General features: G+C 45.1%; 19 protein-coding genes and 2 pseudogenes. 8 read left to right on the forward strand and 13 right to left on the reverse strand.

The annotated features are described in order from the left end of the window. Positions 1-250: 250 nt before the first annotated feature. From GO003_RS25605 to GO003_RS25615, 3 genes are read right to left on the reverse strand one after another with little or no spacing between them, the layout of a single operon-like run. Complete coding sequence (locus GO003_RS25605; protein WP_159654957.1) at positions 251-478, reverse strand: hypothetical protein; 228 nt, start codon at positions 476-478, stop codon at positions 251-253. Then, a complete protein-coding gene (locus GO003_RS25610; RefSeq protein WP_159654959.1) occupies positions 463-1,677 on the reverse strand; it encodes an IS91 family transposase in 1,215 nt (404 codons plus the stop codon). Before GO003_RS25610 ends, GO003_RS25605 begins: the two co-directional genes overlap by 16 nt. Before the next feature lie 8 nt (positions 1,678-1,685). Then, complete coding sequence (locus GO003_RS25615; protein WP_206444633.1) at positions 1,686-2,585, reverse strand: tyrosine-type recombinase/integrase; 900 nt, start codon at positions 2,583-2,585, stop codon at positions 1,686-1,688. A 1,015-nt stretch (positions 2,586-3,600) separates the two neighbouring features. On the opposite strand from GO003_RS25615, the gene GO003_RS25620 reads away from it, so the two are divergent. Next, positions 3,601-3,843 (forward strand): TIGR02450 family Trp-rich protein, encoded by a 243-nt coding sequence (locus GO003_RS25620; protein WP_206444634.1) that lies wholly within the window; start codon positions 3,601-3,603, stop codon positions 3,841-3,843. Then, positions 3,834-4,424 (forward strand): CIA30 family protein, encoded by a 591-nt coding sequence (locus tag GO003_RS25625; protein WP_159654961.1) that lies wholly within the window; start codon positions 3,834-3,836, stop codon positions 4,422-4,424. Before GO003_RS25620 ends, GO003_RS25625 begins: the two co-directional genes overlap by 10 nt. A gap of 205 nt (positions 4,425-4,629) precedes the next feature. Here GO003_RS25625 and GO003_RS25630 read toward each other — a convergent pair. Continuing rightward, positions 4,630-5,802 (reverse strand): annotated as a pseudogene (locus GO003_RS25630) (ISNCY family transposase); the annotation flags it as partial. A 196-nt stretch (positions 5,803-5,998) separates the two neighbouring features. On the opposite strand from GO003_RS25630, the gene GO003_RS25635 reads away from it, so the two are divergent. Then, positions 5,999-6,313, forward strand: a complete 315-nt coding sequence (locus GO003_RS25635) for a dirigent protein (protein WP_407942129.1) — start codon at positions 5,999-6,001, stop codon at positions 6,311-6,313. Positions 6,314-6,747: 434 nt separating this feature from the next. Here the strand turns inward: GO003_RS25635 and GO003_RS25640 are convergent, their stop codons facing one another. The 5 genes from GO003_RS25640 to GO003_RS25660 form a co-directional block, all read right to left on the reverse strand. Beyond that, positions 6,748-7,353 (reverse strand): hypothetical protein, encoded by a 606-nt coding sequence (locus GO003_RS25640; protein ID WP_159654963.1) that lies wholly within the window; start codon positions 7,351-7,353, stop codon positions 6,748-6,750. 4 nt (positions 7,354-7,357) lie between these two features. Then, a complete protein-coding gene (locus GO003_RS25645; protein WP_159654965.1) occupies positions 7,358-7,915 on the reverse strand; it encodes a hypothetical protein in 558 nt (185 codons plus the stop codon). 151 nt (positions 7,916-8,066) lie between these two features. Beyond that, positions 8,067-8,762: a hypothetical protein gene (locus tag GO003_RS25650; protein WP_159654967.1), complete on the reverse strand. Its 696-nt coding sequence runs from the start codon at positions 8,760-8,762 to the stop codon at positions 8,067-8,069. A gap of 46 nt (positions 8,763-8,808) precedes the next feature. Next, entirely contained in the window at positions 8,809-9,465 is a 657-nt protein-coding gene (locus GO003_RS25655) for a FlhC family transcriptional regulator (RefSeq protein WP_159654969.1), read from the reverse strand. Then, positions 9,458-9,745: a flagellar transcriptional regulator FlhD gene (locus GO003_RS25660; RefSeq protein ID WP_159654971.1), complete on the reverse strand. Its 288-nt coding sequence runs from the start codon at positions 9,743-9,745 to the stop codon at positions 9,458-9,460. Before GO003_RS25660 ends, GO003_RS25655 begins: the two co-directional genes overlap by 8 nt. 374 nt (positions 9,746-10,119) lie before the next feature. Here GO003_RS25660 and GO003_RS25665 point away from each other — a divergent pair, with 374 nt between their 5' ends. The 3 genes from GO003_RS25665 (at position 10,120) to GO003_RS25675 (ending at position 13,344) form a co-directional block, all read left to right on the forward strand. After that, positions 10,120-11,049: a hypothetical protein gene (locus GO003_RS25665; protein WP_159654973.1), complete on the forward strand. Its 930-nt coding sequence runs from the start codon at positions 10,120-10,122 to the stop codon at positions 11,047-11,049. Then, a complete protein-coding gene (locus GO003_RS25670) occupies positions 11,030-11,893 on the forward strand; it encodes a type 1 periplasmic-binding domain-containing protein (protein ID WP_159654975.1) in 864 nt (287 codons plus the stop codon). Before GO003_RS25665 ends, GO003_RS25670 begins: the two co-directional genes overlap by 20 nt. 89 nt (positions 11,894-11,982) lie before the next feature. Continuing rightward, on the forward strand, positions 11,983-13,344 hold the full coding sequence (locus GO003_RS25675) for a HAMP domain-containing sensor histidine kinase (protein WP_159654977.1): 1,362 nt from the start codon (positions 11,983-11,985) through the stop codon (positions 13,342-13,344). Here GO003_RS25675 and GO003_RS25680 read toward each other — a convergent pair. Genes GO003_RS25680 through GO003_RS26485 form a run of 4 tightly spaced genes read right to left on the reverse strand, consistent with a single transcriptional unit; the run spans position 13,319 to position 17,688 of the window. Then, a complete protein-coding gene (locus GO003_RS25680; RefSeq protein WP_159654979.1) occupies positions 13,319-14,335 on the reverse strand; it encodes a response regulator in 1,017 nt (338 codons plus the stop codon). The genes GO003_RS25675 and GO003_RS25680 overlap by 26 nt on opposite strands. 4 nt (positions 14,336-14,339) lie before the next feature. Beyond that, the gene (locus GO003_RS25685) at positions 14,340-15,647 is read right to left on the reverse strand and encodes a cytochrome P450 (protein WP_159654981.1); all 1,308 of its coding nucleotides are present in this window, start codon (positions 15,645-15,647) and stop codon (positions 14,340-14,342) included. Between the two features lie 2 nt (positions 15,648-15,649). Continuing rightward, positions 15,650-16,429, reverse strand: a complete 780-nt coding sequence (locus tag GO003_RS25690) for a TonB-dependent receptor domain-containing protein (RefSeq protein ID WP_231089297.1) — start codon at positions 16,427-16,429, stop codon at positions 15,650-15,652. Next, positions 16,318-17,688 carry a TonB-dependent receptor gene (locus tag GO003_RS26485; RefSeq protein ID WP_331001676.1) on the reverse strand — a complete coding sequence of 457 codons (1,371 nt, stop codon included), beginning with the start codon at positions 17,686-17,688 and terminating at the stop codon, positions 16,318-16,320. Before GO003_RS26485 ends, GO003_RS25690 begins: the two co-directional genes overlap by 112 nt. 884 nt (positions 17,689-18,572) lie before the next feature. Between GO003_RS26485 and GO003_RS25700 the strand changes: the two are divergent. After that, positions 18,573-18,997, forward strand: a pseudogene (locus GO003_RS25700) (DUF1810 domain-containing protein). Positions 18,998-19,219: 222 nt separating this feature from the next. After that, the gene (locus GO003_RS25705) at positions 19,220-19,693 is read left to right on the forward strand and encodes a type II toxin-antitoxin system TacA family antitoxin (protein ID WP_231089298.1); all 474 of its coding nucleotides are present in this window, start codon (positions 19,220-19,222) and stop codon (positions 19,691-19,693) included. The last annotated feature ends 361 nt before the right edge of the window (positions 19,694-20,054 follow it).

Consider the following 20,054-nt stretch of genomic DNA (forward strand, 5'->3'; position numbering starts at 1 on the left):
GGCTGCTTTGTAGACCTCCAGTTCCCAGTATCTGGATTTGGCCGACTGACCGGTTTGGAGAAGCGCAAGTGGCAAAAATGGGTCGCTATGGATAGCTATCCATAGTGAAGAGGGTTTTTAGTCTAGCGGTCGCGGCGCAAACAAGCATGAAAAACCTGTCGGACTGTCACCGCGACCGGTTGACTAAAAAGCCTGTTGGACTGAACCGCCGCTCAGGCCTTGAAATTATGGGGATTGAATCAGAACGGCATCATTGAGTCGGGATGCTTAAAGAGATATTGGCATAATGCCGGGGCCAGAGCATTAATTTCTGACTGGTTTTCAGGGTATTGAATGGCGGCAATAGGCTAATTGATGGGTAAACAAGCCGCAATATGAGCGAATGACCGCCAAACTTGCCCACGCGGACCAAAGGAAGGTTGTCACTCCGTTTGGCTAGTCCGGAAATGTTCAGCTGCATTTTCATGTGGTCAGGCATAAACTTTCTCCAGGTGGCCCGCGGGGCACCGTGCCAGGCAGGAAGGTTTCGATGCAAAGCATGTGACCCTGATGACACTTCGGACAATCACGTAGCGATTTGCCGGTGAGTTGTTCGTAGCGGTCACGATAGTCTAACGAAGCATCGGAGAGTTTGACAGCCGGAGTGGGCGCGTCAAGTAACAGCCGGCATTGAGCCAACTTGACCGCGCGATAGCGATTGGCAAGAAAGCCGTAATGCCTGATCCGCTGAAATCCGCTGGGCAGGACGTGCAATAGAAATCGGCGAATAAACTCATCGGCTTCCAGACACATCACTTTCTGGCGCGAGTCATGGCGATAATCTTTCCAGTGAAAACGCACCTGACCATCCACGAAGTCGATCAGACGATGATTGGCAATGGCTACCCGATGCGTATAGCGCCCCAGATACTCGAGAACCTGCTGAGGACCGCCAAACGGCGGCTTGGCGTAAACCACCCATTCGACTTTTTTTACCGGGGCCAGATACTGAGCAAAGGGTTCGGGACTTTGCAGCGCTTCAAGGGCGTTGAAAAAATGCAGCTGCCCAGCGTCAAAGGCATCTTGCAACTGCGCCAGAAACAACCGGCGAAACAGCCGTGAGAGCACGCGCACGGGTAGAAAAAAGCCTGGCCGACAGGAGACCCAGCGTTCGCCATCAGCACTCAAACCACCGCCCGGCACGACACAATGCAAATGCGGGTGATGCTGCAAGTTTTGCCCCCAGGTATGGAGAATAGCGATGAAGCCGATCTCAGCGCCCAGATGCTTGGGGGTGGCTGCGACCGTGCGCAAGGTTTCGGCGGCGGCGTGAAACAAGAGGTTGTAAACCACGGCTTTATTCTGGTACGCGATGGCGGCGATGGCCTCAGGCAGCGTGAAAACAACGTGGAAGTACTCAACAGGTATAAGATCGGCCTGACGATCATCCAGCCATTGTGCGCGCACCAGTGACTGGCATTTTGGACAGTGCCGATTGCGGCAACTGTTGTAGGCAATGCGTTGATGGCCGCAGTGATCGCACGCTTCGACATGTCCGCCGAGAGCGGCGGTACGGCACCGCTCGATTGCGCTCATCACACAGCGCTGCCCACGACTGAGGGACTCAGCGTGTTGCTGTCGGTAGGCAGAACCTTCCTGGCGAAAAATATCCGCCACCTCTAGCCCGTGGGTGTCCATCACCCACCTCAGAAATGAGCGGGCGGCGCGGGGGGTATCGCCTGCTTTTCAATCTGGGGTAAGCAGTCAAAGGGACTGGCGGTAGCGCACACGGTCGTAGTGGCAACCTTCAGGTAACGCGAAGTAGTAGCCAGGCTGCGATGACCCAACAGCAGTTGAATGGTACGCACATCGGTGCCGGATTCCAGCAGGTGCGTAGCAAACGCGTGACGCAACGAATGTGGCGTAATGGGTTTAGTAATCCCAGAGGCACGATGGGCTTTCTGGCAGGCCATTTCGACGGCGCATCGGGTAATCGGTTGGCCGATCAGATCGCCGGGAAACAGCCACAGCGTCGGGCGCACTGTTTTCCAATAGGCGCGCAGTGCTTCAAGCAAACGGGGTGAGAGCATGACGTAGCGATCTTTGCGCCCTTTCCCTTGATCGACGCGGAGCATCATGCGCTGGCTGTCGATGTCGCTCACCTTGAGATGGATCGCTTCGGAGACCCGCAAACCTGCGGCATAGGCCGTCATGAGAATCGTTCGGTGCTTGATGCTGTCGACCGAAGACAAGAACTGCATGACTTCCTCTCGGCTGAGAACTACCGGCAGTTTGAAGGGCCGTTTAGGCATGGGAATCTCATCAATGGCCCAGTCGCGGTTGAGCGTGACTTTATACAAAAAGTGCAACGCGCCGGTGGTAACACTGATACTGCTCGGAGACAGTCTGCGGGTCTTGGTTAAATAAACCTGATAGGCACGAATCGCTTCCTGATCAAGTTCATCCGGGGAGCGGTGAAAATATTTTGCATACGCGATAACCTGTTGCAGGTAGGCTGATTGGGTATTATCGGCTAGGTTGCGAATTCGCATATCGTCGATCATGCGTTGGCGCAACGGTGTGATGGTTTGAGTAGATGTAGACATGATACTGCTCCTGTCTTGAAAAAAGGCGGATTGCCTTTTCCCTTAACATAGGGAGCAGTTTTAAACTTTCAATTACAGGAAGGCTTTTGATCACAGCGAACCCTACCGCGATAGCGGTTTAGTCCAACGACCCCTATGTATAGTGCGCAATTATGTATAGCCGTGAATTTCTGTCGGTGGCAAAGCCCGATATCTCTGACATGTAAGCTAACCGTCAGGAAAGAAGCTTTACATAGTTTTGCTGGGGTTGTGAGGCGATAATTTATGCGCTCCAGTGAATTCAATGAACATTTGCCAACCGCTACATAAGCACCTAGTTGCTTGTGTGCGAATGGCGCCCATCGTTGATGATTTTACGGCTGAATTGCTTGAATGTCGCAATACATTTCACGGATTATAGGTATCAATCAACTACCAATGAAATCACGGAGTTCCTTCAAGCATTAAAACTATGTGTAGAGCCCTATCGGCAACCCCTTGTAATTTCATGGGTTATATTTGCCTCTATTCATAGTTGGGCACTATACATAGGGGTCGATAGCGGCTTTGGCTGCTTCAAAACCATGAAAAATGAATGTGAGCTATTTAGACTGGCTTTCTTAAATCAGCCAATTCCAGATCGAATTAAGGCTGATCATATCCATGCCTTGTGCCTGATTAGGTGGGGACCGCGGCTTGGTCGAACTTTTTCTTGACCTGGACTACATTCTTGAACTTGAATGGATTTGTGGTGAAAATGAACACACATTAAGAATCATTCCGGGCGATCAAAATCATCACAATGCGGTATCCTGGCTTCAAATTAGCTACAGTAAACTACATTTTTCGCTGCTGTGCTTTAAACTTCAGGGACGTTCTTGGTGTACCCCATCGTCGGTGACAACAAAACTAGTTGATCGTAGGTCAGTCCCCACGCGTCGGCAACCTGAACGCATTACGCCTTATCAGCTCATATCAAGTCATCTAAAAACTTGGCTGGCTGGTCTCATGGAAGCAGATGTGAGGCGGGAGGCAGTTGCCGCATATTTCATTTATTCCAATGGCAAGAATCAATCCCGAAAAACAGCTAATCACAAAATGGACAGCAGTGGAACCAAAACGAAAAGAGCGGCATTTTATTGTAACTAAACTGATATGTTTAACTGATGAAATCTTTGTTGTCGCCTGTGTGCTTGAAGCTGTGATCAATAAAAATAACTATGAAATGGACTGGCGCGAACTTAAAGACACAAAGGTCTGGAAAACGGGATGGGAATAAAACAACTCATCGCTAAACTTTTCATATTGATAATCTTTGGGGTAACGAGATCGGTGCTAGCAAATGATTTTATAATTGATGATCGAAGAAGTGGCAATCTGAAATCCAACCTTGGCATTGAATGGCACGTGGTCACCGACCAGGTGATGGGCGGAATGTCCAGCGGCAAGCTCACCCTGGATAGGTATAGAGGAAGAGACTGTTTACGTATGCAAGGGGACGTCTCAACTGAGAACAACGGCGGTTTTGTGCAAATAGCATTGTCATTGTCTGATCAAGACCACTTCGATGCATCAGCGTTTGCTGGCATTGTCATGCAAGTAGCTGGCAACAACGAAGACTACAACCTGCATTTTCGCACTTCGGACCTTGGCTTCCCATGGCAATCCTATCGTGCCCGCTTCAAAGCTACCAGCGACTGGCAAACCCTCCGCATTCCTTTTGACGATTTGGAAGCCTACAAAACAACACAGAAATTCCGCCCAAATAAACTGAAACGTATCGGACTGGTGGGTATCGGGCGCGACTTTAAGGCGGATCTATGCCTCGCCTCTATCCATTTTTATAGTGGGAATAATTAGATGCCAACTACCTTGTACCGAATCCTATTCGCAAGCTTCCTGGGCATGGCTTCCTGTACACAGGAATTACCGCAAACACTTGAAACCATCGCTGATGCCAGCAATTCTCAATTTAGGCAGATCACCCTAAGCGCTTTCATCGGGGAATAGGGATATTCAAACCATCAAGCAAAAATTCCATCAAATGTTGCCAGCTATCAAAACAAACATAACGAGTGAGCGCCCTTAAATCGTTAAAAAACGTCTTCCGACTGGGCAATTCTTCACGCAGCAATCGATAACATTGATCGAACCATTGCAACACCGTATGAACCAGAAATGCCAGGATGATCAGGCTGGCTAACAAGACGGCGAGGTGTTTTTTCCCATGACCGAAGTTATGCGCGAAGTGATATCCCTTGGTTTTCAACGTGTTGTTGTTTTCGTTTTCGATTTTCCAGCGGGTGCGACCGGCGCTGACGATTTCAGCGACATTCTGCGCATCTACTGCATAATCGGTGGCGAACGCGTTACGGTAAACGAGTTGGCCTCGCTCATCCATGATCTCGATTTCGCACCAATTAACTAATAGGGCATCATCGCTGTCGCGTAACGGCACTTGCCGAGCGATGCGGTAGCGTTCGGTCAGCCGTTGTTTGCCTGTCCAGCGGCGTTTTTCGATCACGTCAACCTGCCCAAGTCGCTGAAAATCCTCAACCCACTCGTAAAGGGTTTTATGGGATTCCGGCTTGCAGACCAGGATGAAATGCTGGCCCTGTTGCTTGAGGCGTTCGCAAAAAGGCTGTTTGCAATATAAATCGTCCCCTAAAAACGTCACGTTCTTTGGCAGATGGCCGCCTTCGCGCGCCAACCAGCGCCGCGCGGCAGCCAGTTCATAATCTTGCTTATCGTTCCCATCTTGCGGTGCGATAAATTCCGGCGCCAGGGGAATGACATCCGTCTGATGCGGCGAAACGATCACCGGGGTTACCGCGCTGTGAGCATAGTGGATAGCACCGTTCTTCAGCGTCTTCGTCGAGCAGCAGGCGCAATGAATCTTCTGCGAACCGAAGTATTCCACTCCATCCAACGCCACTAATACGCTGTCGCCCAGGACATGAAATTCTTTGAGTTTGCCTTGCCCTTCCAATGAGTGCAACAGCCAGCGGTACAAAGGCCAGAGCGCGTCGGGCGACACCGCATCCAGCAGATTCCGAATCTGATTGTCACTCGGAATTTGATAGACCCCAAACACACTCTGTGCGTTATTCTTGCCGCGCTCTTTTTGCATCGTCCTCTGATACTCCAGAAACGAGGGCGATTGCATGAAAAACACCGAAAACGCACTCAGCGCTGCATCGACCATGGTGTATTTCTGGTAAACGAACGCCACTTCCACTAGGACCGTCGGGCACTGTTTCGAAAACTTGCCTGATTCGCTCGACCCAGCGGGATTGCGTGAATTGTTCTTTTGGGTTAAATGGGTAAGCCATCGTCCGTTTACGGATATGAAAAAAACATCACAGTTTACCAGCATTGGCTAAATTGAGAATTGCTGCGCTGATGCGAGAATTCACACAGCTAAATTCATTGATATAGGTGAGCCAGGTGATTCGGCGGGCGATATCCTGACCTTCGATCAGCCCTTACTAAACGAAAAGGCTGAGCAGATCGGCAACAACAGCGGCACGTGCATACGCACACGCATGGGTCACAGCTTTCAATGCCAATGGACCTTGACACTCAAAAACGGCAGCATCCAGGTGGCGGGACGGGAGTTGGATCAAGGGGCATCAGACATAGCGATTGTTGGTGGCACAGGCCAATACGCGGGCATCAGCGGGCAAATGGAATCCGTCAATAATGGAGATGGTACTTTTACACAAACTTTGCACTATTGGATTAGATAGTATTCGAGAATTATTTATTAGCCACATAATGGCCTGATCACCATGCAATCCTTCCGTCTTCTTTGAAAAAGCCAGAAATCAGTTTTAAGAAGGTTAATAAAATATAAGGTTGGTTACGGCCAATATCTGCCGGCCGGGGTATTTACCAATTTGGCCCAGTGGGAGCGAAGCTACAATTTGACGACATATAAGCAAAAGCCACTTTAGACGACTCTACTCCGCGTTTCCCAAAACGCATCGGAACATCAAGTTTTGGGAATTTATTTCAGGAGACAGTTTTGAGCGATGAAAATCCGGTATTTTGAGTGGCAGATGGATATCTGGTTCGATGTCTTAAAAATGTAGGTTTTCGAGAGACTCTGATTAAAAGCCCTGACACACAAGGCTTTCAGCCCAAATGTCGTCAAATTGTAGCTTCGCTCCCACTGGGCCAGTTAGTGACTCGATCTTTCTTTTTTAATTCTTTCTTCGATTACGATCGTTTGAAGCACCGCAAGTGATCCATACAGCTGCTTGTTATCCCTATTCTCATACATCAGATCACTGATTGAATCATCTGCCTTGCCCAACTCCCTCCAATTCATCAGATAGGGACTCACTGGCAGAAGGCGTGGCTCATAAACTCTCAATACGGATTTATCTCCTATTTGAGCTTGTTTTTCGTTCAGCGCCATTGCTCTTGCCACTTCCTCTTCAGGCGCAAGGTATTGGGGGTAATGCCGTTCTCTGATTCGATCAGTCACTAGGCGCCATGTATTTTCATTGAAATACTTTTGATTTTCCGGATAGGTGAGTTTTGCGCTTTTTGAATAGCTCCGATTGCTCATCCTTTGATAATTTTCATTTAACACCAGCAACTGCTCACATTCTTTACGAATAAGCTGAGAACTTTTGTCACCACCAAAAGCTGAATTGCCTGCCCTTTCTTCCGCGCACTCTTCGATCGACAACAATCTCAACCGATCTTGATTCGTGCGATCAATGCAACAAGCCGACAATAAAATCGGTAGCAAAAGAATTAAAATGATTTTTTTTTGCATACGACTACCCCTTGCGCCGTTTAAGTTCTAAACCAATGGCCGATTCCAGTTCGCGATACCCATTGCTATTGCAAAGCGTGTCGTTGGCATGCCCAATAACAGAATTAACCGCCATCAGCTCATAAATTTCGATAAGCCTTGCGTTGGGTATTTCTTCCAATTTGTCTGGCAGCACATTCAGCAGCGCATTGCGCTCTTGGATTGCTTTTCGACGTTCCGTGGGCAAACGGCCCCAAGGTCCATTCTTCTCAATTTTCATCTCAGGATAATGTTCATCAATATAAAGACTTTTTACGAAATCCCAGCATATTGTGTCCTCGCCTAATGGGTCTTTTGCAACCCTCTCCCTTTCCGAAGGGGATTGTCTTACCAGATTCATCTTTCGAAATTTCTGAAAATTCACAATCTGGTGGCACTCGTGATGAGCTTGCAAGTATCCGTGCTGACCATTGATTTTAGATTCTGCCATCCGCTTCATCGCACATTCATCGAGCTCGGCGTTTTTTATCAGCGCAAATCGCTGAGCTTGAGTACAGCCGGATACCCCAATCGCCACCATCATTAACCATATCAATCTCATCATCCCTATCCCCTAACATCAACAGAGAGCTGTTTGTCGTGTGTTCTCGAATTTACTATTGCATACACCCTGTAGAATGCAATTTCCGGATCCAGTGGCTTTTGGTCAATTTCGCAGTGAAACAATAAAAAATTTATTTGGCGTTTCGCTGCTTGTAATTTTTTATAAGGCTTAACAAGAAATCATTTGATTCTATTGATTTGTCTATTATTGTTAGATCAAAGCTCTTTTCCATTTTGTAAAGCATTCGCAGCAGCGGCTCTTCTCCCATTGCGAGTTTAGCGTTTTGAATTTTTGATACCGTTGATGAATCAAGACCTATATCGTCTCCTACGGCTTGATTTGTTTTGTATCGAAAAAAATATTTGAAAGCTGTAAGAAGTGCGGCAGCATAATTCTCTCGCTCATCGACATTGGCTAGTTTTAGCGCAACTAATTCCTCTGCAACTTGAGCGGACGAGTTTTTCACGCCATTTCCAGTCGCGTCCAGTTTTACTTGATTTTGTGCAATTTCCAAATGTAGTTCTAAAAGCTTTTTCCCAATACTTTCCGTTGCAATTTTCTCCATTAGGCTAACAGCATTCACGCGCCCAAGTCGGTCCAAGACTTTCAGTCGTAGCCCTAATCCTAATTTCTTTGATCCGGCACGAACCTGGGACACGAAAGAATCATTCACACCCAAAAAAATCGCAACGTGATGATAATCTTCAAACCCAAAATTATCTTTTATGGCTTCAATCAGAATGGCGTCATTTTTACGTTTCAAGACAACAAACTCACCACAATTGGCCCCCAACTCAACATTATCATCTCTGACCGCCCAAACCATGGTTCAGTCTATTGGAGATCCTTTACCCAAACTATTTTTAAAAGAATCAGATAGCCTCCGAATGAAATATGTATTTTGAATAAATATCGAATTCCAACTTGTTAGTGGCGTCAATTTGCGGAAACTTCCATTTTTTCCTTCCTAGGGTGTCTCTGGTCGAGTTACACAATGGGCATAATTTATAAATATCAGGGTAATTCTGGATTGAAACGAATGTAGATTTGCAGCAACTGCAAGTCTTGCCTCCTATGTAAGACATTGTCACTTGCTGGCCGATATGCCAGGCGCGATTAATGGTAAGTAACTTTGGGCTATCCCCTACCACTTCCTCATAAAGCGTGTAGGCAGAAAGAAAAATCTCCCCTTTGGTTATATGATTGGAGGCATCTTCCGTTTCTGATGATTTGAGGTTTTTAGTTTTGGATAACATCTTATAGATGTTGAAATAGATGGATGCATGCAGGCAGTTTTGAGGCGACTTTATGATCCATTCCGGATCATACGGTAATTGCCCTGCCTTTGGTCTTTTACCGTGAATCTCTTTGTGGAATTGAAGTGCCGAGGCTTTGGATACTTGACAAACAGCTCGAACAATAGAGGGTCTCCCCCCTTTTTCTATAATCCCTTTAGCAAGATCGATCTTTCTTCTAAGTCCTATGATATCTGTCTCTTTCGGAGTCAGACGTAAGTGAGATTCAGTCATGCTCATACTCTTGATTCGATCTTGGAATGTGGATCAAGGCTGCGGCAATACTGGAAGTTATACCGGTTGGCGTTTTAGTGACTGGGATTCGAAATATTGCTTTTCCACAGTCTGACAAAGTTTTAAGTTCATCCATGGATAAGGAGGATATGTTCTTAATCTCTTTATCGCTGAGATTGAACCGCCACATAGCTTCCATAGGATTGCTTCTTGAACACTCTCTAGCGAGCATCAAAAATTGAAGGTTGATAGCCTTCAAATCTTCATTCAAAAGACTCATAAACAAAGCCCCTCTATCATTTGATATTAAAATATTCCCAGAGGCACCAAATGATTGGGCCTATGTCGCGTTCCATTTACGAGCATTTCTTTTAATAAGTAATGCACTTTATCTAAATTGATTTATGCAGTCGATATAAAGTCCGCTGCGTTTTTTTTAAACTGCCGTTCTTTGTTATGGGCATGTTATGTAATATCGTGGAGGTTGCTGTTTTTTAGCACCTAAAAATTCGTAGTCCTTGTCAATCCTCGTGGTACGATTTGACCGTGACCCTTTCAAATCATCATGTTTTATGTATGCTATTAACGTCGAAAAAAATAATATCAACAATAAGTTACGAATGCAAATACATTAATTTTTTTTAATTTGGTTTTATGAAAATGGTCTATCCTATTAGCGACTTAGGTTGCGCCGTTTTGCGAATGTCATTCTCTGATTGGCTTGATGTACGCGAACCTGAATTCTTTGATGTTGATGAAGGCGATCTTTACGGTTTTGTTCAACAGATTCCGTCCCTGTATGCTTATTCATTCACCGTAGTCTTAGTGAAGGTCGGCACTACGCTCTTCAAATTAACCGGGAAGCGGCGGAAGGAAGCGTGGGTAACCGGCACGCTGTCCAAACCTGATTACCTAACGGCCTTGATCTTCGACATGACCGAATTAGATTTTCAGACGTTATGCACTAAAGCGAAGGCAAAGCAATTTGAGGCGCTACCGCCACATGAAGTAGTGAAAGCCGCCTACAGCGAATTGGGGCTGACCTTTGTTTCCGAGAGACTGCGTAATGGATTTATCAATGAGGCTATTCATATCGCGCTAAGGGGCCGTCAACGCTCTCTACAAGACAAACGATCAATCAGAGAGCGCGAGGACATCAACATGAAAAAGGCTATTGAATTATTTAAAAACGAACTTCTATTAATAGATGGCTTACTCCCTAAATCGGATATTTTTACAACCGGTGTATTAGCCGGTTCTCTCATAATGCTCGGTCTGAATAAACCAATTACTGAATTTCTGAAACGTTTGAACAATAATCAAGGGAAAACTAAAGATGGGCTAGCTGACCCAATTGAATGTTTGTTAAAGGCAATTCATCGCCACAAGATAAGTCAGCGAACAATGCAGCCGCGAATGGCAATAGATTTGGCAAAAAAAACGGTACATGCTATTGCCATTTGGCTAGAAGGTGAGCAATCAGCTAAGTATTGGCGAATGAGGGATTTAACTGGGCATGAGTTGATGCCTCTGATTATGGAACTGAAGCAACTAAAGATGAAGAATGCGGAAAGAGATTTATAACCTATTGAAATCGATTATTATCCTTTTCAGTTGCTCATCATTCGCAAAAGACCCTAAGGTAGTCATTGTTTACTCGACGGAGGTTTTAGGGAATCCGACATACACTGAGGTAATAGCAGGCATCGAGCACATCAATAGGCATGTTCAACGAATAGAGTCTACTGGCGATAACAATAATTTAAGCGCCATTCTTGATGGGTCGCATTCAACCCGTGTTATCGCCCTTGGCAAGGGGATTGCTGAGACAATTTACAGAACTCATTATCGAGAACGAACGTTGGCAGGACTGGTATACTTTAATCGGGACCAATACAGTGGTGTAGGTTTGGCGATTGATAATCGGGCGTTGGTTGAAGACTTAGCTAGATTATTGCCGTCAATCAAAAAATTCTTTGTTGTTCAACAATCCAATTTTCAGACCATTGATTATGTGTCATCTAATTTAAAGTCCTCTGCCGTCATGGAAGTAAGGGAGGGGGTTGATTCGCTAGAGACCATTCGTGTCCTTGGCCGGTTACTGGATGAAGCCACGCCCTCTGATGCAATATTTATCCCTGCGAACTTACCAAAAAATATTCTGTACGAAGTAACTAAGGTCGCATGGGATAAAAAAATCATCCTTTTATCGACCAACCTAAGTCACTTGGAGAATGGCGCTCTCATGGCCGTTTTTCCTGATTATTTTGCTTTGGGAGAGCAATTAGGCCGCTTGGTCGAAAGTTCTGGACCTGTCTACGAAAACATTAAGGTCATTAAATACGCACTGAATCGGCGGGTTGCCCAACACCTTGCCATTGAGTTCGATCCGAGTGTGTTAGATTCATTCGCCTTTAAAATCAAATGAGCCTGCTCGACCGCTACAACATACAACAGCGGTTCAATCTATTGATTTTCATTTCCATTTTCCTGGCGTCATGCTTCTTGATCGGATTCATGAACAAGTTGATTTCCAATTACATCAACGACTACACAAGCCATTACTGGCGAGAACATACCGCAACATTTGCTGATTCAGCCATATACTCTGTAATCTTAGGCTCAACATCACAGTCTGAATCCGTAACCCATAGCTTTGCGTCTGACAAGAACGTATTGGGCGCAACGATTTACGATAATCAGGGAGAGATTTTAGCTTCTTATGGCACCCGGTCTGTATGCGAACTAAATCCGGCTTTTCGCACTGAAGAACCCAGTGATGCGGATAACCGAGACTCCTGGTGCTTCTATTCGCCTATCTACCAAGAAAGCTACTTAGGGTACGTTGAATTAGTCATATCGAAAGCTGAATATGACTTAGTCATGAAGAAGCTTTTACTAGGCTCAATATTGATTATTCTCGTTTTCTCGTTATTTTTTATAGTCATTGTCAGGCGGTTGTCACGACTATTTACTTCGACTTTGATGGAAATGGCAAGGGTCCTCAATAAGGTAAGCGTAGGAGAGCGAGGAAATCGAGTTCATTTTTCGGGGTCATCCGAAATCAATAACATGAGAATTACGCTAAATGAAATGTTGGCTAATATCGAAACTACAGAAGCAGAGCTAGAGAAAAGCGTCGAAGAGCGGACGAGTGCATTAAAAATAGCGCTGGAAAGCAGCGAAACCGCCAACGTGTATAAGGCGCAAATTATGTCTATGGTGTCCCACGAAATGAAGACGCCTTTACACGCCATAGGGGGATATTTACAACTATTGGCTGAGCGTTTACCGGATGATCCTGCCTTCACAGATAATCGAGCGTTACATGCAAAGGCATTGGTTCGCGTTAATGACTTGAATAATTTAATCGACAATATTCTGTTACATGCCAAGCTAGAGGCTGACCGTTATGAAGTGGCACTGACTTCTATTGCAATTGCCCCTCTGATAAATGCGTGCGCAGAGAATGTTACCCCTTTGCTTAACCGCAATCGAAATCAGCTACAGCTCATTGGCTCTGATGCCCTGTTTGTATCGGATAGCGAGGTTTTGCGGCATATTTTGAATAACTTATTGAGCAACGCGTGCAAGTTCACCACAGATGGTGTCATTACGCTGACATGGCGACTTAGCCAAGCTTTTTTAATTATTGAGGTTGCTGACACCGGCTGTGGAATACCCGCTGAGTTTTGCGATCAAATTTTTGATCCATGGTGGCAGGTAGACATGAGTCTAAGCCGGCGCTATGGTGGGCATGGCCTTGGGTTGGCAATAACAAAACAGTTCGTGCAACGTTTAAACGGCGACATTTCTGTTGAGCCAAACCTCGTCTGCGGCTCTGTTTTCACAATCAGGATACCGAACTCCAAATCCTAGCTTGTTCGTCTTCGGATAAGCTCTGCGGTAAGATTATTTTAATTGCATCAATAATACGTCTTGCTTTTTCTATGTTGCTACCCTTTAGCTCTCGTTCCAATTCACAGACTAAATTGCTCAATTTTTTCTGTTTCTGGTCGTGATAGTAGTCCTGATAAATGAGTTTTGCTTTATTTAATTGGCTACCGCATTGCGCTCTTAATTCCATCAATGTATACGGTTTTGGCAAATATTGACTGGCTCCGTTCAGGATAAAGTCTTTGTTATATTCTGGCTTATCAAAGGCCGTCATTACTATAACTGGCTGGTTCTTATCTAAATCCATTATTTCCGATAGCACTGCATCGCCTTTGCGCCCCGGAAGCATGTAGTCAAGCAAGATAAGATCGTGACGTTTCTTTTTCCATAATGCTACACCTTGTTCGCCGTCTGGAACTGTATCAATCTCATAGTCGCATTTTAAGGCCTCAAATACTATTTCCGAGGCGTCTTCATCGTCCTCGATGACTAGAACGCTGGCCTTGACCTGTCCTCGCCGCCCGCGAACATATCCGGCGCTATGGGCCATCTGAAGATTTTCTATCAAGTCAGCAATTGAAGTGACGTGGAAGTGATGTTCTTTGGCGAGAATAAGCGGTACTTCGGTGTCACAAGTTTCGCTTATCAAGTAAATTGGCACCGCATGCCTAATCAATTTCTTCGAATTTACCAGTTTAGATAACTGCCATATATCAGTGCCATCGAACGAATAATCTGTGACAATGAAATCATATTCATCGCTCTTTAAGGCCTCAATGAAATCATCGATTGTCTCTATGACTGATGTACTTGCGCTTGCTACACCCAGGAATTGTTTGGTGATCGCATTGCTGATTTCATAGTCACTTGAGGCAACAATCACTTTCATTATAAATGTCTTCGCTAAAGGTTTTAATTGTCCACCATGATGACCTGTATCTATAGTCAACTGTGGAGGGCTTGATTTCGACATGTACTTACATGGTCTGATTAGTTGGTGTAATTGAAACGATTACATCCCTCTCAGGCTTATACGTAATACTAACGGTTGGTTTAATGTCTTCGTTGACGAGAATTGTGAATTCTCGTAACACGGTGACAATAATCACCATCATTTCCAACTCGGCAAAATGCCGGCCAACACAATTATGCACGCCACCACCGAACGGCAGAAACGTGTATTTATGGCGCGGAGTAACGCCACTGTTTAAAAAGTGTTCTGGGTGAAATTCGTTTGGCCGCTCCCACCACCTACCATCACGATTGGTCGAATACAGGCTCATTATTACTGACGTACCTTGTGGAACCGTTTTTCCTCCTACAGTAATCGTCTCTGCTGTATCTCTACTAAGGGCGATAGCCTGCGGATATAAGCGTAATGTCTCATAAAGCGCCGCCTTGGTGTAGATCAACTGTTCTATAGTGTCTGGCGTCAACTTGTCATCCTTGAGGCCCTGAATTTCACTGGTGATCCGATTATGGACCGCCTCATGCTTACCTATGAGGTAAAAGAACCATATTAACGTATTAACAGTCGTGTCTTGTCCAGCCAGGAACAACGTAACCGCTTCATCCCTTAATAACGCTCTCGACATATGCGAGCCGTTTCTATCCCTGCCTTTCATCATTAGCGAAATTAAATCATGGCCTGTCGGTTCGATGCCATCGATTTTGGCATCAACATAGGCCACGAATTGATTGATGGCTTTCTCCATCCGCCTGTTTTGGAGAAAAAAAAGCTGTTTTAATATTCCCTTACCTAGCGTCTCTGTTAGCAAATGCGGAAATAACCCTTTTACAATGGTATCAATCGCAGACATCAATAATTCTTCACTATTAGCTGATTTTGTCTGGCCGAACATTACTTGAATCAGAATGCTTTGAATGATTGCTTTTAATTCTTCCGATATGTTTACTTTAGTGATGCCATCGTTTTTAAGCCGCATTGCCGCTTTGTCGGCTTCTTTAAGCATAATGCCGTGCCACTCGGCGATTGCTTGCTTTGTAAACAGTGGCTGCATTAATCGCCGCTGGTTTGTCCATGTAGCGCCCTTGCTGTTAAAAAGCCCATCGCCGAACATTGGTTTTTTGGCTTCATAAAGCGAGTCTCTATTCAGTAGCCCCCGCGCTTCTTGATTGAATATTTCCTCGTAATGTTCAGGATTTGATGTAAACAAAAGCCTCTTATTAAAAAATTTGGTTTGCACAAAGTCGCCATATTTTTTGTGTATAGCGGTTAATGCACCTGCCGGATTTGTAATGAGTCTAACGAGATAAATAAGCATGACTAGAATGTCGCTTTGACTTGTCCCAAGACGGTACGCCCAAGAATGGATTCATCGCCCGAAAATAAAATAGGATTTAACGTTGGCTCTTTTAGAGTTGCATTAAAAATATTGTTGATTCTAAATGTGAATTCGATTGGTTTCGCTATCTTTGTCGATAGTGTTAGCCCCGCCGTAAAATAGTCGGATAAATTACTACGCGGATCATCGGACGGCCGTTTTCGTTCCCCAATCCAATTTAGCTGAGTCCCAATCGCCCAATTGTCGGTAATATCCCAGTGTATTAAGCCTTTTACCATGTGTTCTGGCATCAGGCCTGTATAGGGAGTGGATGGCAACCCATGATAACTGTAGCTAACAGCGAAATCCGCAGCGCTATTTAATGCGTACTTTGCTTCTGTTTCGAAGCCAATCCCATCAATTGGGTCGCTGTTACGAAAACCAACAGGGGTTACACTTGAGGAATGAGTGGAGGTGATTAAATTATCTTGTTTAAACCAATAAACATTGGCAGACGTCAATAAATCAGACGACCATTTTTTTTCTATCTGGAATTCAACCGTATTTACAGTCTCCGCTTTAATTGTAGTGCCCGGAGTCAGCGGTAGATTCTTCTCAAGAAACGACGGTGGGCGAAATGCCCTGCTGTATAACAACTTGGTTGTCAAATTCAAATCGACGTTCCACACCAGCGCAATACGCGGACTATACCCGGGTGATACGTCTGAGTAATAGTCGTAGCGAAAGCCAGTAGTAAGATACCAATCTGTTGAGAATTCCACTCATCCTGTATTAGCGCATAGTAGTTTGTTCGCTCTTTCGATGCTAACAATGGATCTCTTCCAAATGCCGATACTTCCGTTAATGGAATTTGCTGCACAAAAGTTGGAGTAATGATGTAATTGATTTTATTAGTTCCATCATTCCAATTATAAATAAGTCCTGTACCGCCTGTGATCGTGTGTTTTTTGATGCCAACGTAATTGATTTGTGTGGTGAGTCCTGTTGTACCCTGGAAACCAGACACACTATTTCTTGCGCCTGATGGCAATAATCCGCCGAATGTCCCGGCCGGCAACAAATTAGTAACGGTACTTGGATTTTGCCCCAGGAAATAAAACGTCGTTTTATTTGTTACTGTATCGGTAATTTCATTATTTAGGGATAGGTCAAGATTGTAGATATCATTATTTGTGCCGCCCGTATCATCAAGGGCATACGCGGCTCCAATACCCGTTTCTACATGTCTAAATCCTTGATAACCCGCACGAAGCCGGATCATGTCTTTGTAGGCCACGTCTAGCCGCGCATCAATGTCTCCCCGACCATTATTTGTGAATCCTGGTGCATTGGAGACATTGGTTCCAAACTGGTTATCTAGAACTGTCTGTGCGTCTTGGTTGACTCGTCCTTCATAACCATTTGTACTACCCCCTTGTATGGCTAGGCTATATTCTATGTCGCCCGATTCGTCACCGTATTCAGCCCATCCTTCATAGGTATCTTGATTGCCAAAAAACCCACCTGCATCGCCACCTTTGAGCTCTTTACCGGTTTTCAGAATAATGTTGATAACTCCGGTCGTAGCGTCACCACCATAGAGCATTGAACCCGGTCCTCTAATCACTTCTATGTGTGAAATATTCTTAACCGGCAGATTCCATTCGTATGGTTTACCTCCAAATAATGTATTCCGAACAGGTACGCCATTAATTAAAATCAATACTTGCGCGTTTGTCTCAGAATATACCCCTCGAAAACCAATTACATTAACGCCATTCCTGGCGTTGCTTACATGTACACCCGGTAAATATTCGAGAACATCCGTTAAGCGTCTAGCACCGATTCTCTCAATATCTTTGGCCGTCATAACCGACGTAACACTGGGACTTAGGCTTTGCGGCAAAGGGCGCCCTGATGCAATTGATTGCATTTGATCAGAACCATGAATCAACATGAGGTCATCTTCAGTTTCGGCAAATACGTTTCGTGTCAGACCAAAACATATCAACAGGTATTTTGCTTTTTGGGATCCAGTCATAGTAACCAATGGTTAAAGGTTATTCCATTTTATCTATTACGATATTTAATTCTTGCCCCATTGGATCTGTTGCTTCTTCAGATGGTGCGAATAGGATTCTTATGGGTATTGCTATGTCTTTGTAAGTAACTCTAAGGTATCGAACAGAGTATCTAACGTGACTATTCACGTGCTTTTTTTGCAATAAGAAACGAACAAAAATGCCCCGTCCTTACACACCAGTCCCGTTACTACTCGATACTTTTTGCTCTTATCCTGAATAATATTAATTTCTTTCACGGCTTTAGTTTTAAAAAACTCAACAAGCTCGGCTTCTTCTATAGTGTATATATTGATTACGTTATGCCAGTAACAGTGAAATGTAATTAAACACCGTTAAACTCAATAATTTTATACAATATAACAGGCGGATTCAACTCCGAAGTGCACTCACCAACACCAGGATATGAAGAAGATTAGCAGCTATAGTTTCAAGCCTTTTCAATCCGACCAAAGGCGAGAAATGACTTGAGAAACTACAACCAGCTAACCCAAAAACAAAAATACCAGATCGAGATATTAAAGAACCAAAAAGACATGGCGGAATTACTTCAGGTCTCACCCAGTCCGTTACCTGCTTCATTTTGGTTATTCGGTTATGTAATGGTAGGTCTACTAAGTTGGAAACGAGTCGGGCGCATAATAGGTTGACAGGATAAATCTTCGCTCTAAGCAATTAGCCATGATTAAACACTCGTGGTGTTTTGCAGTCAGGTAGGGTGATGGCATGCTTCTTCCTGTTAATGAGTCGGTGCATTTTGACACCGTTTAGGGGCGAGGAGGAGTGCATGTCATCACCCTATTCCAACGTGGATTCACAAGCTCAAAGTCTCGGGAGCATGCAAATGGACGATAATTACCGTTTAATACGCTTTGTCGAAGCCCAAGCTTCTGTTTATGAGCACGTGTGCTCGGAACTGCGCCGGGGCCATAAAACCAGCCACTGGATGTGGTTCATTTTTCCGCAAATAAAAGGCCTTGGCACAGCGCTGTAGCGAAAGAATTTGCTATTTCATCTCGCAAAGAAGCTGAAGCGTATCTGCAGCATCCGCTACTGGGCCCAAGGCTTCACGAATGCACTCGACTGGTTAACGCCCTTGAAGGCCGTTCAATCAGCCAGATTTTCGGTTATCCGGATGATCTGAAGTTTTTATCCTGCATGACACTCTTTGTCCACGCCACGACTGATAACCAAGACTTTGCTACGGCTATTCAAAAGTATTTTGCAGGCCATGAGGATCCGTTAACGATTGAGCGGCTGGAGGGGTAAATTGGGTTGCCTAGTGTTCGCATAAACCAGGACTGGTTTCATAGGGCACGGAAGTGATTGGCTTAAGTGGGCGCAGGAAATCTGCCCGGCCAACAGCTTGTGTTGTTAACCCTAATTTTTAACGCTAATTTAGCTCAATGGTACTGTGATTGTACGTACCTTACGTGCTATAGTGTCTAAAAGGAGAAAATCTTATGATTTCGAATAAACGTACAGATCGCATTGACCTTAGGAATTCATCCTAAATCTAAAGAAGCGCTTCAAGCTGCCGCATCACTTCGGCATAAATCAGTCAGCGAATTCATTCTGGAAAGCGCCTTGGATGCTGCCGATGAAGTCCTGGCGGATCGCCGGTACTTTAGCCTACTACCGAACAGTGGGAGGCTTTTCAAGCCGCGTTGGTGCTCCACCGAAGTCCTTACCCAGACTGGAACGATTAATGCGCGAGCCAGGTTTTTTCGATTGAACCGGAAACACCCGGAAAAACCCCAGATTGTTAAGCTCCATCAGACCCACGGTGTCGAGGCTTTTGATTGCGGCCAGGACAGTTTAAATCAGTATTTAAAGCGATACGCGTTAATGAGTCAGCGCGGCGATGGTGCCCAAACTTATGTGGCGTATGCGGGGATAAGATCATTGGTTATTACACCCTGGTTGTCGGGGAAGTCGCTTATGACGATGCTCCGCAACGGTTAGTCAAAGGGCTTTCACGTCACGGAGTGCCGGTCATGTTATTGGCTCGTCTTGCTACAGATCTTGCCTGGCAAGGGCAAGGCGTCGCGCTGGTTTATTAAGAGATGCAATGCAACGTACCCTTCAGGCGGCTGATATCGCCGGTATCAGGGCATTTTCTGGTTCACGCCAAAGATACTAAAGCCAAGGCATTTTATGAGCATTTCAACTTTTCGCCATCACCCACCGACCCTTATCATTTGTTTTTATTAGTTAAAGACATCAGAAAAACCATGGGGAATAGTTAACATGGTCCGAAACCAACTGGCAGCACAAAAATCGACGTGTAATTAACGGAAAATCCGCCGACATTGAAAAATTGATG

The sequence above is a fragment of the Methylicorpusculum oleiharenae genome (genome assembly GCF_009828925.2).
In the GTDB taxonomy this organism is placed as follows: domain Bacteria; phylum Pseudomonadota; class Gammaproteobacteria; order Methylococcales; family Methylomonadaceae; genus Methylicorpusculum; species Methylicorpusculum oleiharenae.

Excerpts from the sequence above, each read along its gene's own strand:
- GO003_RS25605 (WP_159654957.1), bottom strand. The coding sequence starts at position 478 with ATGCCTGACCACATGAAAATGCAGCTGAACATTTCCGGACTAGCCAAA.
- GO003_RS25610 (WP_159654959.1), bottom strand. The coding sequence starts at position 1,677 with ATGGACACCCACGGGCTAGAGGTGGCGGATATTTTTCGCCAGGAAGGT.
- GO003_RS25615 (WP_206444633.1), bottom strand. The coding sequence starts at position 2,585 with ATGTCTACATCTACTCAAACCATCACACCGTTGCGCCAACGCATGATC.
- GO003_RS25625 (WP_159654961.1), top strand. The coding sequence starts at position 3,834 with ATGGGAATAAAACAACTCATCGCTAAACTTTTCATATTGATAATCTTT.
- GO003_RS25640 (WP_159654963.1), bottom strand. The coding sequence starts at position 7,353 with ATGCAAAAAAAAATCATTTTAATTCTTTTGCTACCGATTTTATTGTCG.
- GO003_RS25645 (WP_159654965.1), bottom strand. The coding sequence starts at position 7,915 with ATGATGGTGGCGATTGGGGTATCCGGCTGTACTCAAGCTCAGCGATTT.
- GO003_RS25650 (WP_159654967.1), bottom strand. The coding sequence starts at position 8,762 with ATGGTTTGGGCGGTCAGAGATGATAATGTTGAGTTGGGGGCCAATTGT.
- GO003_RS25655 (WP_159654969.1), bottom strand. The coding sequence starts at position 9,465 with ATGACTGAATCTCACTTACGTCTGACTCCGAAAGAGACAGATATCATA.
- GO003_RS25660 (WP_159654971.1), bottom strand. The coding sequence starts at position 9,745 with ATGAGTCTTTTGAATGAAGATTTGAAGGCTATCAACCTTCAATTTTTG.
- GO003_RS25665 (WP_159654973.1), top strand. The coding sequence starts at position 10,120 with ATGAAAATGGTCTATCCTATTAGCGACTTAGGTTGCGCCGTTTTGCGA.
- GO003_RS25670 (WP_159654975.1), top strand. The coding sequence starts at position 11,030 with ATGCGGAAAGAGATTTATAACCTATTGAAATCGATTATTATCCTTTTC.
- GO003_RS25675 (WP_159654977.1), top strand. The coding sequence starts at position 11,983 with ATGAACAAGTTGATTTCCAATTACATCAACGACTACACAAGCCATTAC.
- GO003_RS25680 (WP_159654979.1), bottom strand. The coding sequence starts at position 14,335 with ATGTCGAAATCAAGCCCTCCACAGTTGACTATAGATACAGGTCATCAT.
- GO003_RS25685 (WP_159654981.1), bottom strand. The coding sequence starts at position 15,647 with ATGCTTATTTATCTCGTTAGACTCATTACAAATCCGGCAGGTGCATTA.
- GO003_RS26485 (WP_331001676.1), bottom strand. The coding sequence starts at position 17,688 with ATGACTGGATCCCAAAAAGCAAAATACCTGTTGATATGTTTTGGTCTG.